The sequence below is a fragment of the Lentiprolixibacter sp. genome, from assembly GCF_982873095.1.
The window spans coordinates 1-13,339 of record NZ_CEYNTP010000042.1 but is presented as its reverse complement, the minus strand read 5'-3'; the positions used below and the strand labels follow the sequence as shown (position 1 = coordinate 13,339).

Genomic DNA, 13,339 nt, shown 5'->3' with positions numbered 1-13,339 from the left:
ATCATTGCAATGATCTTTGTACTGATATGGATGATCTTTTATTATGGCAAGGCCGGGATTTTCGCAGATATCGCCCTGATATTTAACATTGTCCTCATATTTGGCGTACTCGCCAGCCTGGGTGCAGTGCTTACGCTGCCGGGTATTGCCGGTATTGTATTGACCATTGGTATGTCTGTGGACGCCAACGTACTGATCTTTGAGCGCATCAAAGAAGAAATTGCCAAAGGAAAGGGTAAAGGGCAGGCTGTTGCTGACGGGTTTGCAAATGCCCTCTCTTCTATTCTGGATGCCAACATTACCACAGGTCTTACGGCAATCATCCTGTTAGTCTTTGGATCCGGACCCATCAAAGGTTTTGCGACTACCCTGATCATAGGTATCCTGACGTCCCTGTTTACTGCGATCTTCATTACCCGCTTGTTGGTTGACTGGTACATTTCAGGGAAAGGCCGTACACTTGATTTTTCCACGGCCATCACAAAGAACCTGTTCACCAATCTGGATATCCGATTCCTTAGTAAACGCAAAGTGGCGTACGTTCTTTCCTTCATTTTCGTCGCCCTTGGAATTTTCTCACTGACCACCCGAGGTCTCGACCAGGGTGTTGACTTTGTTGGGGGACGTAACTACCAGGTTCGTTTTGTGGATCCGGTTAACCCCACCGAAATCACCAATGAACTTACCGAAATATTCGGAAGTGCCAGTGCCAAAACCTTTGGGGATGCTAACCAGATCATGGTTAGTACGAAATATAAGGTCGATGTACAGGGAACAGAAGTGGATGACGAGATCCTAAATACATTGTACACCTCTTTACAGAAATATTTACCTGACGGAACTACCTATGAGGATTTCATTCCGGGGGGAACTAATGAGGAGATCGGAGTGCTAAAGTACAGAAAGGTAGGTCCGACAATTGCCGATGATATAAAGCAGAATGCAGTATGGGCCATTGTGGGTTCCTTGGCAGTAGTATTCCTCTACATCCTGTTGCGTTTCCGAAAATGGCAGTATTCACTTGGGGCTGTGGTCGCCGTATTCCACGATGTGTTGTTTGTACTAGGGGTCTTCTCGGCCACCAGTGCTATCATGCCCTTCAATATGGAAATCGACCAGGCCTTCATAGCGGCTATCCTTACTGTAATTGGATACTCCCTGAACGATACCGTGGTGGTGTTTGACCGGATCCGTGAAATGGTGAATGAGCGGGGCTGGAAAGGTGGAGCAAATATTAACAACGCTCTTAACAGCACCTTGAGCAGAACGCTCAACACCTCCCTTACCACCTTGGTTGTACTTCTCTCTATCTTTATTTTTGGCGGGGAAACACTAAGGGGCTTTATGTTCGCGATGATCGTTGGGGTGGTGATCGGTACCTACTCATCACTGTTCATTGCTACACCGGTAATGTTCGATACCCTCAAAAAGAAAATATTGGAGGATAAATAATAAAAGAACCCCGGGCATCAACCCGGGGTTTTCTTTTCCATTTTATTTGCAAGTTTAGCACTAGTCAGATAACAACCACTTTCTGGCCATACGTGTACTCCCGAACAATTTCATTTCATACCCAAGGTTGGTCATGATCATTTCAGAGAGCCGGATATTCATCAGTACGGCTTCACTCCCTGCAACTACGGCGAGTTTATGATTCTGGCTCCATCCCAGGGAACCTGCAGATTCCGCAATTTCAAAGGCTGAATTTATCGGGAGGCGGCCTTCAACTTTCAGCAGGGCCAGTACTTTGTATTTGTTTTCTTTATTTGCCAGGTCGGCAACCGCCTTCCAGATTTCCTTGCTTTCCGCAACTTCATTTCCGGGCGTTCTGTTTCCCAGGATTTCCACCTTAAGGTAATCCCGGTTTAAGGCATGCTTGAGTTTCAAAGGCATAGGGCAGCTTTTGATGAGGAAAATTTAGGAAATATTTTTTACAATTAAGAAACACAACCTGATTATTAACAGGAAATTCGTTGCACTGCCGCTGAAAACTCTTACCTGTCTTTAGAAAGGGTAGTTACAACTTTGGCTTTTGAACCCTGATCACCAGGTTCAAGGCGTAAGGTGTATTGCGGACATAGGCCCGGTTCGTTTCGGTGCGATACGAAAACGATACAGCAATGACTGTCTGCCGCCATTTTGTTGACCAGGTGGACAACCTGTGCTGCATGGTAATCATCCAGGCCAGTAGTAGGTTCATCCAGGATGAGAAGTGGGGGGTGTTTTATCATGGCCCTTACGCACATGATCAGGCGTTGCTGTCCCTGGGAGAGTTCATGGAAATACTGCTTACCAAGTTGCTCCATTCCAAGGAATGCCAGCCATTCTTGTGCAAGACGCTGTTCTGCAGGCGTGGGGGTGATATACAGCCCAATAGAATCGTGAAGACCCGAGATCAACATATTTTCAAGGGTGTGGTACCCCCGAAACCTGTCCGTCATTGCCGGGGTAAAGTAGCCCAGCTTTTCTTTGAGTTCCCAGACGCTTTCCCCGCTTCCCTTCCTTATACCGAAAAGGGTGATGTCTTGTCCGTAGGCCTTTGGATTTTCCCCGGATATCAGGGAGAGCAAGGTGGTCTTTCCGCTGCCATTGGGGCCGCTCAATTGCCAGTACTCCCCAGCTTGGAGGTCCCAGGAGACCTTGTCCAATACTGCTTTTTCACCATAGGAGATGCTCACCTCCCGCAATTGTACTAAAAATGGAGAATCCATCCCTATAACCTCAAGGGGTTTGGGTACGGTTAGTTTAGAAAATGGTGGGGCTTCAGAGGTTAGTATCAGGTCAGGATCTTCCAATGGCGATAACTCATCCTTGCGCAAGATATAATAGGACGAGGCCAGTGGAAACATATCTTCCCGGCGGTTGACCAGCTGTATAATATGTGTGTTTTCGGAGATTTTAAGAACCAGGTCCAACAAGGCTTTCCTGGAAGCTGTGTCCAGGTTGTCCAGGGGATTGTCCAGTAACAGAAAGCCATGGGATTGCCGTAACAGGTGATTCATGAGCGCCTTTTTACGTTCTCCACTACTCATGGTTTGCAGTGCTTGCCCTGGATCAGGGGTAAGGATATGAAGGTCATGACGGGCCTCCTCCTCGATATACCGATCGATTTCAGAGGGTGAGAGAAGTCCTCCCTGTAGTCCCTCCAATGCCTCAAATCCCTTTGGGGGATCGGTGGAATTTAAAAGGCGCTCAAATAGGCGTTCCTTATGCGAATCATTGTCTGCGAATATGGTCCAGTGGGCTACTCCCATTTTGGAAAAGATATCCTGATAGTGGAATCAGGAGGATTTTACTGCTTGCTGTATACGATTTTATCACCTGTCTCCAGTCCCCATGTGGCTGAAAGGCCGGCATTGACTTCCAGAACATATTGTACTGGGACTTCTGAAGGAATTCCGGATTCATCCAGGGGCTGGGCATTTGGTTTAATAGTGACTACCTTCAGTTGGTCGTCAATAAATATCAGGTCCAGTGGGATCAGGGTATTCTTCATGTAGAAAGAATGGTAGGCGACATCGGGGAAAATAAAGAGCATCCCCTGGTGTTGCTCCATCTCTTCCCGGTACATCAACCCGGTCTGGATCTCATAATCCGTTTCTGCAATTTCGATATCCAGTCTGGCGAGCAGGGAATCAGATTCGGAACGGAGTATTTCCAGTTCACCTTCCTTGGTAAAACTAATGGGTTCGGTTTCAATGGCTTTTTTGGCTTCTTGTTTACAGGAGGAGAGAGCTAAAAGGAATATAAGTGTTGCTACATACCCAAGTCTGTTTACACTGCACCAATATTGGGTTCTTGAGGCCATGGTCTTAAGCAGCTGCTTTTTGTGGTTTAAACATAAAGTATAACCCAATGGCGATAAAAGGCAGGCTTAGCCACTGTCCTGTGGAGAGGAGGCCAAGGGATTCTTCAAAACCTCCCTGGCTTTTTTTCACGAATTCCACAAAGAAACGGATGGTCCAGAGCAAAACGAGGAAGAGTCCAAAGAGGTAGCCACTTTTGTTCTTTTTTTCAGTTTTCCAGTACAGCCGATACAGGATAAGAAAGACCAGGATATACAGCACTCCTTCATATAATTGGGCGGGATGCCGGAAAGGGATAGCTTCCAGATATTGGGCGAACTCGGGCTGGTTTTCCAGTGCGGCATAGGCGGCATCCGGCGTTTCTGCCCTGGTAATGGCCATTGCCCTCCCGGCAGGCATGTCGTCCGAATCCCTTACAAAACGCGTGGCAAACAGGAAGGATTCGTCCGTTACCTTACCATTTATTTCAGAATTGAAGAAGTTCCCAAGTCGCACACAAAAAGCCCCCAGAGCTACCGGAATTACAATACGGTCAAGGACCCACATCATTTTTAAGTCTTTGTGCTTGCGGCTCAGCAAGTACATCCCTACAATGATCCCAATGGCAGCACCATGACTGGCAAGTCCGGTAAACCCGCTGAATTCATAACCGTTTATGAGTCCAAAGAGGGAGGAGCCGGCCCGTTCGCGTATGGGAAGTAAAATTTCCAGTAAATGGTTTTTGTAGTAGGCCCAGTCATAGAAAAATACATGGCCCAGTCGGGCACCTAACATGGTAGCCAAAACTGTATAAATGAAAAGGGAATCCAATTGGTTTAATGATCGCTTTTCATTCAGGAATATCCGCTTCATGATAAACCAGCCGACTACGAAGGCCACTATCCAGAGCAGGTTGTAATATTTGATTTGGAGGAACCCAAGTTGAAATAAGGTGTCGTCAGGGTTCCAGGTAATTCCCAGGTAAAACATGATCGCTGATTTGCTCGACTAAGATAAGAAATTAGATGACTACCGGAAGGGAGGTATTTGGGATATTCCAAAAGTTCGCATGAGTTAAAATACGGGGCTTGGGGACTCTATTTCAGTGGTACCAAACGATCATTTACGGCACCGGATCATAGCCGCTCCCTCCCCAGGGATGGCAGCTAAAGATGCGCTTTACGGCCAGAATTCCACCTTTCCAAAGTCCGTGTTTTTTAAGGGCTTCAATGGTGTATTGGGAACAGGTTGGGGAATACCGGCAACTGGAAGGTGTCCAGGATGAGATGAGCACCTGATAGGCCCGCACCAGGAATACGAAAGGAGCTATGAGTATCTTTTTCACAATAGGTAAAATATCAGGATCAGGGCAGTTTCACCCCACCCAAATCAGCGGGTGCTGAAGGTAGTACCTTCTTTCCCGTCTTTTAGTTGAATCCCCAATTCGGCTAGCTCGTCCCGTATTTTGTCAGACGTAGCAAAATCCTTATTTGCCCGGGCTTCGTTTCGCAGCTGGATCAGTAAATTCACCACTCCGCTCAGCTGTCCTGAATCCTGCTCAGGGTCTGTTGCGCGTTCCAGTCCCAGTACGTCAAAGACGAAGGCATTCAGGGTGCTATAAAGAAGTTCCTTGTCCTCGGGAGTAATACTGCCTTTTCCTTCTTTTACCAGGTTGATCTGCTTCACGGCATCAAACAAATTGGCGATAAGGATTGGAGAATTGAAATCGTCGTTCATGGCATCATAGCACTTCTGGCGCCATGCCGGATAGTCAAATGTGGAGGCCTCCCCGGTTTTGAGGCCTGCCAATTGGTCCATGGCCTCCATAAGGCGCAGATAGCCCTTTTCAGAAGCGAGCAGGGCTTCATTGCTCAGGTCCAGGATGCTGGTGTAATGCGCCTGCATCATAAAAAACCTGACCACTGCAGGAGAGAAGGGTTTACTGAGGATATTATTATCCCCTGTAAATATTTCATTGGGTAAAATGTTATTCCCCGTGGATTTGGCCATTTTCTTTCCATTAAGCGTAAGCATATTGGCATGTAGCCAGTAGTTTACCGGAGACTGACCGTTACAGGCTTCGGCCTGGGCAATTTCACACTCGTGGTGGGGAAATTTCAGATCCATTCCACCGCCGTGTATATCAAATGTATCTCCCAGGTACTTGGTGCTCATTGCTGTACACTCCAGGTGCCATCCGGGAAATCCATCACCCCATGGCGAAGGCCAGCGCATGATGTGCTGGGGTTCTGCCCGTTTCCAGAGGGCAAAGTCCTGAGGGTTGTTTTTTTCATCCTGAGCCGCCAGTTCACGGGTATTGGCGATCATGTCCTCCAATTTCCTCCCACTGAGCTTACCGTATTCGTAAGCCTCATCGAATGTATTTACATCGAAATACACAGAACCATTTTTTTCGTAGGCAAATCCTTTATCCAGGATCTCCTTGATGATCTCGATCTGTTCAATGATATGGCCTGTTGCCGTGGGCTCTATACTGGGGGGCAGGAAATTGAATTTTTGAAGGATATTGTGGAAATCCACGGTGTAGCGTTGTACTACTTCCATGGGCTCGAGCTTTTCTAGTCGGGCTTTCTTCGCAATTTTATCTTCTCCTTCCCCGGCATCGTCTTCCAAATGCCCTGCATCGGTAATGTTACGCACATAGCGCACCTTGTATCCTAAATGGCGGAGGTACCTGAAAATCATGTCAAAGGACATAAAGGTGCGGCAATTTCCCAGGTGTACATTGCTGTATACAGTGGGCCCACATACATACATGCCCACATGGCCTTTGTTTATAGGAGTGAATATCTCCTTTTTCCCCGAAAGTGAATTGTAAACCTTGAGTTGCTGGTTTTCGTACAATGCCATTGGGTGTACCTTAATGTTTAGAATTGGGTATCGAGCTTGATGTAGTCCAGAAATTCCCGTCGCACATTCTCTTCCTTGAATTTACCTCCGTATTCTGCGGTTACCGTGCTGCTATCCACATCGCGTATGCCACGGGAATTCACGCAAAGGTGTTTGGCATCGATTACACAGGCTACATCTTTGGTTCCCAATACTTTTTGAAGCTCCCTTACGATCTGTATGTTTAGTCTTTCCTGTACCTGTGGTCGCTTTGCAAAGTAGTCTACGATACGGTTCATTTTGGAGAGCCCTACTACAGTTCCATTGGAAATATAGGCGATATGCGCTTTACCCACAATGGGCAACAAGTGGTGTTCGCAGGTAGAATACAGGGTAATATTCTTCTCTACGAGCATTTCACCGTATTTGTATTTGTTTTTGAACTGGGAGGAGTTCGGCTTGCGTTCAGGGTGAAGCCCACCAAACAACTCCTTAACGTACATTTTGGCCACGCGGTCCGGGGTGCCCTTAAGGCTGTCGTCAGTCATATCCATACCTAGGGTGTGCATGATCTCATACACATTCTGACGGATTTTCTGGATCTTCTCAACATCAGTGAGCTCAAAGGCATCCTCTCTTATTGGGGTATCTTCCGCGGTGGAAATATGGTCATTTCCGATCGCTTCAATACGTGCTTCCAATGTGCTGTCAAATTTCATTCGAAATCAAATTTACGAACAGCAAAGATATACATTATATGCCACTTTATGGCTGGTTTGGCGGGTTACACAACATAAATTAGTGTTAACGGGGGTCCCATTTTATTTTTATATCCTGCCCCTGTTAGGTGTACTCATGACGCGTTATGTATCCATATTGATCTTCAGTTTCCTTGCCGGGACCTTTGGGTTGTATGCCCAGGTGGCTGCCGATTGCGTGAATGCCATCCCTATCTGCAATAATACCCCTACGAACGGGGGTACCCAGGATTACGGTATAGATGATTTCAACGGGGCGGCTACAAGCGGATGCCTGGAACAAACCCTGAGTGGTGCCATTGAATCCAATTCTGCCTGGTACAGGTTCCGGACCGGGGCTGCCGGACAGCTAGGCTTCAATATAGGATTTGACACCTCTGAAGATTGGGACTTCGCCCTATATCGCACCGACGATTGTGGCAACCTGGGCGAACCAGTGCGCTGTAATTTTTTTGATAACCAGGACATGCAGTCCTATATGGGGGTAGGAGAGGACCCAACCGGTGATACCGATACCTTCCTTTACGAGGACTGGCTCTATGTGGAGCCTGGAGAAGATTATTATTTGCTGATAAACAATTTCAGTAACACCAATTCCGGGTTTTCTATCCAGTTTTCTGGCCAGATTTTCGAGACCAATCCCTATGACGCCCTGGATTGTTCCATCATTAACAACTTGCTGGGGCCGCCTGTAGCGGCCTGCGATAATGAAACCGTTGTCCTAGATGCCACTACAACCGATGCTGTCTCCTATTCCTGGTACCAGGATACGGGTTCAGGCTACACACTGCTGCCTGGAGAAACCACGGCTACGCTTAATGTTACCGTATCGGCCATGTACCGTGTGGAAGTGATCACCATAAGCATGAGCAATATCATTAGCGATGTACAGGTGGCCTTTTCTACTGCTCCTAATGCCTTCCCGGTAACCGATGTTGTGACATGTTCCGGTGTACAGACATTAGACCTAAGCCTTAAAGAAACAGAAGTCCTCGGGGGGCAGGACCCTTCCCAATACCGCGTGACTTACCACGCTTCCCAGGCCGATGCTGATACCGGTTTTAACGCCCTGCCTGTTGCATACTCCCTTAGCCCTGGTACCGAACAAATCTATATCCGGGTAAGCAGTGAAGACAATCCCCTTTGTTTTGACACCTCCCAAAATTTTGGCCTTACTGTGCTGGAAACGCCCGTTCTTAACTTCCCGGACGAGGTTTTTATTTGTGAAGACACTACGGGAGTGATTATCGGAGAAACCACCCCTCAGGGACATCTCAGCTATTCCTGGGATAGTGGGGAAACTACTCCAACCCTAAGCGTTACTGCAGCTGGCAGCTACACCCTTACCGTTACTAATGATCAAAGTGGCGCTAGTTGCGTAGCTACCCGTACAGTGGAGGTAATCGTTTCCGAAACCCCTTCCATTTCAGAAGTCATTATTAACGATCTACAGGAAAGCAATACCGTGGAGATCGTTGCAGGGGTCTCAGGGAATTTTCAGTTCCAGTTGGATGGCGGGCCATTGCAAACTTCCAATATTTTCGAGAATGTAGCGCCAGGTGCACACCAGGTCACTATTACGGATCTCTTAGGCTGCGGTTCGGTTTCCGAGACCATTACCGTAGTGGGATTCCCCAGGTTTTTTACTCCAAACGGGGACGGGGCGAACGACTACTGGCATATCGAGGGTGTTGACCAGCTGGAATCACCTGTCGTAGAGGTATTTGACCGCTATGGGAAACTGCTTACCCAGCTCAATCAAAATAGTGTGGGATGGGATGGCACCTACAACGGTCGTGACCTCCCTTCTACAGATTACTGGTTTCGTCTAACCTATACGGATCCGCGGGGACACCGCGTGGAAGCGCGTTTTCTCAACAGCCATTTTTCCCTCAGAAGATAAAATTCCGGGAATTTACCTGCCGTGCCTTTCATCGAATCCCCCCTTAAATTTCAAATTTAGGTATACTAAACAGGGCTTGTCCGAGTTATTATAGTGTTCATAATCCGACATAAGCCCCAAACCTATGCGATTATTCCTGTGTTGTACTGCATTTCTGCTCTGTGGGATACTGGTTAAAGCCCAGAATTCACCGGACTGCAGGAGCGCCATTCCGGTTTGTGCAGATGCACCAATCGCCGGCCTAGCTGATGGCGGCGGTGACATTGATGATTTTGACCCCGATGTTATCCGACAATCGGGCTGTCTGGAAAAGGGAAGTGTGAGTTCTGCGAATATCGAGAACAACACCTCCTGGTATGTGTTTCGTGCCGGGACAGACGGACAGATCGGATTTGATATCGAAGCCCTTCCTTCTCCGGGAGGGATTATTACGGCGGAGTGGGATTTTGCCCTCTACGGTCCGGATGTAGACTGTGCGAGTATAAGTAACGGAAGTGCCCAGCCTATACGTTGCAACTATGAGGTGAACAATACTCGTTTTACCGGGATCGGGGTGAACCCGGAGAATGGTGATATAGGGGCACCTTCCCTGACGGGGAACCTGAACACCTATGACGAATGGATTGACGTACAGGCAGGTGAGATCTACTACCTGCTGATCAACAATTTCAACACAAATTTTAACGGAGACCCGGAGGCGTATACGCTTACCTTTACCGGAACCTCTGTGGATGCCGACCAGAATACCGCATTGGATTGTACCTTGCGAGATGAATTCCTGGGACTTGATATCGTGGCTTGTGAAGGGGATCCCGATATCGTGCTCAGTGCACTGAATTCGCCGGCCGGACCTAATATTTCTAATGTTACCTGGGAGGTGGATACGGATGATGACGGGACAATCGATGCTATGCTTGCTTCTGGTCCTGCCGAGACTACCTACACGGTAACCAGCCCGAATTCAGGTCGGTATTTTGTCACCATAAATGATACTTTTGGTGGCATCATCACCGATGATATCCTGATCACTTTTTACGGTACCCCGGTCCTCGACCGGATTGATGTGCTGGACGACCTTTCTGACAACAATACGATTGAAGTTTTTGTACAGGGCAACGGGAGCTACGAATACGCGATAAATGGAGGGGAATTCCAGGATTCGCCGGTCTTTGAAGATGTGCCTCCCGGACAGAATACCCTGGTCATCAATGACAAGAACGGATGCGGTACCACGAATCCCATTCCCTTTCTTGTGGTGGGATACCCCAAATTTTTCACCCCAAACGGGGACGGCATTCACGATGCCTGGAATATTTTGGGCATAGAAACACTGACCGATCCTGTAGTCTTTATTTTTGACCGATATGGGAAACTACTCAAACAACTTGATGAGACCACTGTTGGTTGGGATGGTACGTTTAACGGGCGTCCCATGCCTTCTTCGGATTACTGGTTCCGACTCGAATATGAACGGGATGAAGACGGGGTCCTGGTAGCCAATACGCTCAGGAACCATTTTTCCCTGGTACGATAATAAAAAACCCGGCTCCTGGCCGGGTTTCTTTTTAATGTGTTTCTCTTAGAAATTTATGGTATAACCCAGGGTTACATTAGTATTGGTGCGGTTCACATTCGCAGCAGTCGTAAGGCCAACATCGAATAATTGCTGGTTCACCTCCTGTTCACTCCTGCTGAAGGCCACATCAAGCCTGCTGGACCCAAAATTATAGCCGATCCCGCCTGAAAATGCCTTAAGATCGCCAATGCCACCATCGTTTATTCCTCCATCTGCAAAAGGGCTTTCTTGATAGCGGTACCCTCCACGAAGGCTTACCCGGTCTATGCGATATTCCCCGCCAAGCCGGTAGGAGGAAATCCCTCCCAGTTCATTGGCGATCAACTGGTTCTCCGAAGCAAAACTCGGATCAGAGGTCGGTCGCAATTCTGCCTGGGACATGTCCTGATATCCGTAATCAAAGCTGATCAGCCCTTCTTTTCCAAAGATAAGGGCCATACTGCCCGTTATTTTTCCCGGTGTCTTTATCGTGTAGCGCTCAAACAGGTTAATGATATTAAAGTCGATAAAACCAATATCGCTGTCGGCCAGATCCGAATTTATCCGCTGGGAAAAATCATCGGTTAAACGGTACCAGGTAGGAGACTGGTAACTACCACCCACACGGATATTTTCATTTAGTTTGGCAATAGCTCCCAGGCTGAATGAGAATCCGGTACCTTCCGTTCTCAGGAAATTATCAAAGTTCGCAAACTGTATGGGAGAGGCAGGATCGTATCCTCTTTCACTGAATTCCTTGTATTCTTCGTAAAGTACAGAGTGGATATTAATTGAAGCACCCAAATAGAGATTGTCCTGGTATTGCGTCGCGAGCGCCATGGTAAATTTACTGTTGAAGCCATTAGTGCTCAGTAAGTAGTCCTGGCTCACAGAACTGTACTGGGCGTTCGATACGTAATCCGTATTTGTATCATTGGCATCCACAGGATCAATTAATCCTCCGTAATAGCCCAGAAAAGCCTGCTGCTCCAGGAATCCCAGACGGGAACCTATGTCCAGGTAGGCTTCTTCGATGAACTCTCCGTCCCGAATGAGGAGGGAGCCAAAAGGTACCCCCTGTGCCGCTGTCAGGAAATAGTTGTCAATCCCCTGCGGGCTGTTCCCCCTGATGACGATATCATTATCGAAATTTTGTACCAGGTCATAGTTAAATGCCAGTGCCGTTTTTTTCCATTCCGGGTTTTTGCTGATATTCCGGAATACAAAAACACCACCCAATTGGTTGATGTCCCAGAAACTCTGGTCGGTTGTGGTAACCGAATTGAAATACCCTGCCTCGTTGTCCCGGTTAAAATTGGCGCCGGTTATGCTGAACAGGCTGTTGTTGAATACGGCTACGCCGGCCGGATTTATGTTGATGGCTGACATGTCTCCTCCCAGTGCGCCAAAAGCACCTCCCATGGCCTGGAATCTGGCAGTACCCTGCAGGTCTTCCATGCTGTAACGCAATACGTCGTTGATGTTTTGAGCAGAGGCACCGATGCATACCAAAGCCACCAGTAAATTCAAATACCTTTTCATCTTTTTGATATTATGAGATTAAAAATAATAGGATGATTACTGTCTGCCCCTGCTACCCCCACGGCTTCCTGAAGACCTTCCTCCTGAAGATCTGGAACCACCGGAACTCCTCATACTTGAGCCTCCGGAACTCCTGCTGTAGCCTGAGCTGCGTGAGCTTCCACCTGAGCTCCTGCTAAAACCTGAACTTCTTGATGAAGAGCGGCTACCTGAACTGCGGTATCCTGAACTCCTTGATGAAGATCGACTTCCCGAACTTCGATATCTCGAGGTTCGGCTTCCCGAACTTCTGTAGCCTGAGGAGCGACTTCCAGAACTTCTGTATCCTGATGAGCGGTTACCATAGGACCTGGAGCTTCCGCTATAGGTGCCACGGCCAGAGCGAACGTTTCCGGGACGACTGCCCCTGTAGGTATTACTTCTGGCTGAAGAACCACTGTAGGAACGATTCGTTGCCGCTGATCTATTGTATAAGGAGTTGCTTCGTGTACTCCTGCTGCTGCGGTAGGCCCGGTTACGTGCAATAGCGTCTGCGCTTACACTCCTTCGGGAAGACAAATTGCTCCTGGAGGTCCTGCTGCGGTTGATGGCGCTGCTGCGTGTAAGGTTAGACCGGCCGCTATTGCTGCGGTATCTCGGGGAAGTCCCGCTCAGTCGAGAGCTAAGGTTAGACCTTCCCCTTAAATTATTGGCCGCCAATGTATTTCGGTTGTAAAAACCTCGCCGGCTTCTGTTATATGCCCAATTATTGTAATAGCCACGGCCAATTGGGTGACCATAACCGTAATAATCTCTCCAGCCCCAATTCCAGGCATTCCAGCCCCAGCGGTTCCAGCCCCAGTTATTCCAGCCCCAGCCCCAGCCCCAGCCGAAGTTCCATCCGCCCCACCAGTTGTTCCATCTCCATGGGCTGTACAGACCGCCCCAGTACCAGGCACTAGCGCCC

11 protein-coding genes and 1 pseudogene are annotated in these 13,339 nt (G+C 48.1%); 3 read left to right on the top strand and 9 right to left on the bottom strand.

Annotation, left to right across the window (positions count from 1 at the left end):
* On the top strand, window positions 1–1,452 hold a 1,452-nt coding region (gene secF / locus AC4E7D_RS04400; RefSeq protein ID WP_490172594.1), incomplete at its 5' end, for a protein translocase subunit SecF.
* A gap of 60 nt (window positions 1,453–1,512) precedes the next feature.
* On the opposite strand, the gene AC4E7D_RS04395 is transcribed toward secF, so the two are convergent.
* The 7 genes from AC4E7D_RS04395 to folE all read right to left on the bottom strand — a co-directional run bounded on the left by AC4E7D_RS04395 (window position 1,513) and on the right by folE (window position 7,354).
* Entirely contained in the window at window positions 1,513–1,893 is a 381-nt protein-coding gene (locus AC4E7D_RS04395; RefSeq protein ID WP_490172593.1) for a hypothetical protein, read from the bottom strand.
* Window positions 1,894–1,994: 101 nt separating this feature from the next.
* Window positions 1,995–3,254: an ABC transporter ATP-binding protein gene (locus tag AC4E7D_RS04390; RefSeq protein ID WP_490172592.1), complete on the bottom strand. Its 1,260-nt coding sequence runs from the start codon at window positions 3,252–3,254 to the stop codon at window positions 1,995–1,997.
* A 38-nt stretch (window positions 3,255–3,292) separates the two neighbouring features.
* Window positions 3,293–3,808 carry a DUF192 domain-containing protein gene (locus AC4E7D_RS04385; RefSeq protein ID WP_490172591.1) on the bottom strand — a complete coding sequence of 172 codons (516 nt, stop codon included), beginning with the start codon at window positions 3,806–3,808 and terminating at the stop codon, window positions 3,293–3,295.
* A gap of 4 nt (window positions 3,809–3,812) precedes the next feature.
* Complete coding sequence (lgt, locus tag AC4E7D_RS04380) at window positions 3,813–4,775, bottom strand: prolipoprotein diacylglyceryl transferase (protein ID WP_490172590.1); 963 nt, start codon at window positions 4,773–4,775, stop codon at window positions 3,813–3,815.
* A gap of 133 nt (window positions 4,776–4,908) precedes the next feature.
* Complete coding sequence (yidD, locus tag AC4E7D_RS04375; RefSeq protein WP_490172595.1) at window positions 4,909–5,133, bottom strand: membrane protein insertion efficiency factor YidD; 225 nt, start codon at window positions 5,131–5,133, stop codon at window positions 4,909–4,911.
* A 41-nt stretch (window positions 5,134–5,174) separates the two neighbouring features.
* On the bottom strand, window positions 5,175–6,656 hold the full coding sequence (gene cysS, locus AC4E7D_RS04370; protein WP_490172589.1) for a cysteine--tRNA ligase: 1,482 nt from the start codon (window positions 6,654–6,656) through the stop codon (window positions 5,175–5,177).
* Between the two features lie 17 nt (window positions 6,657–6,673).
* Window positions 6,674–7,354 (bottom strand): GTP cyclohydrolase I FolE, encoded by a 681-nt coding sequence (folE, locus tag AC4E7D_RS04365; RefSeq protein WP_490172588.1) that lies wholly within the window; start codon window positions 7,352–7,354, stop codon window positions 6,674–6,676.
* A gap of 82 nt (window positions 7,355–7,436) precedes the next feature.
* On the opposite strand from folE, the gene AC4E7D_RS04360 reads away from it, so the two are divergent.
* Together AC4E7D_RS04360 and AC4E7D_RS04355 are read left to right on the top strand one after the other, a co-directional pair.
* On the top strand, window positions 7,437–9,296 hold the full coding sequence (locus AC4E7D_RS04360; RefSeq protein WP_490172587.1) for a T9SS type B sorting domain-containing protein: 1,860 nt from the start codon (window positions 7,437–7,439) through the stop codon (window positions 9,294–9,296).
* Window positions 9,297–9,420: 124 nt separating this feature from the next.
* On the top strand, window positions 9,421–10,830 hold the full coding sequence (locus AC4E7D_RS04355; protein ID WP_490172586.1) for a T9SS type B sorting domain-containing protein: 1,410 nt from the start codon (window positions 9,421–9,423) through the stop codon (window positions 10,828–10,830).
* Between the two features lie 45 nt (window positions 10,831–10,875).
* On the opposite strand, the gene AC4E7D_RS04350 is transcribed toward AC4E7D_RS04355, so the two are convergent.
* Together AC4E7D_RS04350 and AC4E7D_RS04345 are read right to left on the bottom strand one after the other, a co-directional pair.
* The gene (locus AC4E7D_RS04350; RefSeq protein WP_490172585.1) at window positions 10,876–12,393 is read right to left on the bottom strand and encodes an OmpP1/FadL family transporter; all 1,518 of its coding nucleotides are present in this window, start codon (window positions 12,391–12,393) and stop codon (window positions 10,876–10,878) included.
* A gap of 36 nt (window positions 12,394–12,429) precedes the next feature.
* Window positions 12,430–13,339 (bottom strand): annotated as a pseudogene (locus tag AC4E7D_RS04345) (hypothetical protein); the annotation flags it as partial.

Excerpts from the sequence above, each read along its gene's own strand:
- AC4E7D_RS04395 (WP_490172593.1), bottom strand. The coding sequence starts at position 1,893 with ATGCCTTTGAAACTCAAGCATGCCTTAAACCGGGATTACCTTAAGGTG.
- AC4E7D_RS04390 (WP_490172592.1), bottom strand. The coding sequence starts at position 3,254 with ATGGGAGTAGCCCACTGGACCATATTCGCAGACAATGATTCGCATAAG.
- AC4E7D_RS04385 (WP_490172591.1), bottom strand. The coding sequence starts at position 3,808 with ATGGCCTCAAGAACCCAATATTGGTGCAGTGTAAACAGACTTGGGTAT.
- lgt (WP_490172590.1), bottom strand. The coding sequence starts at position 4,775 with ATGTTTTACCTGGGAATTACCTGGAACCCTGACGACACCTTATTTCAA.
- cysS (WP_490172589.1), bottom strand. The coding sequence starts at position 6,656 with ATGGCATTGTACGAAAACCAGCAACTCAAGGTTTACAATTCACTTTCG.
- folE (WP_490172588.1), bottom strand. The coding sequence starts at position 7,354 with ATGAAATTTGACAGCACATTGGAAGCACGTATTGAAGCGATCGGAAAT.
- AC4E7D_RS04355 (WP_490172586.1), top strand. The coding sequence starts at position 9,421 with ATGCGATTATTCCTGTGTTGTACTGCATTTCTGCTCTGTGGGATACTG.
- AC4E7D_RS04350 (WP_490172585.1), bottom strand. The coding sequence starts at position 12,393 with ATGAAAAGGTATTTGAATTTACTGGTGGCTTTGGTATGCATCGGTGCC.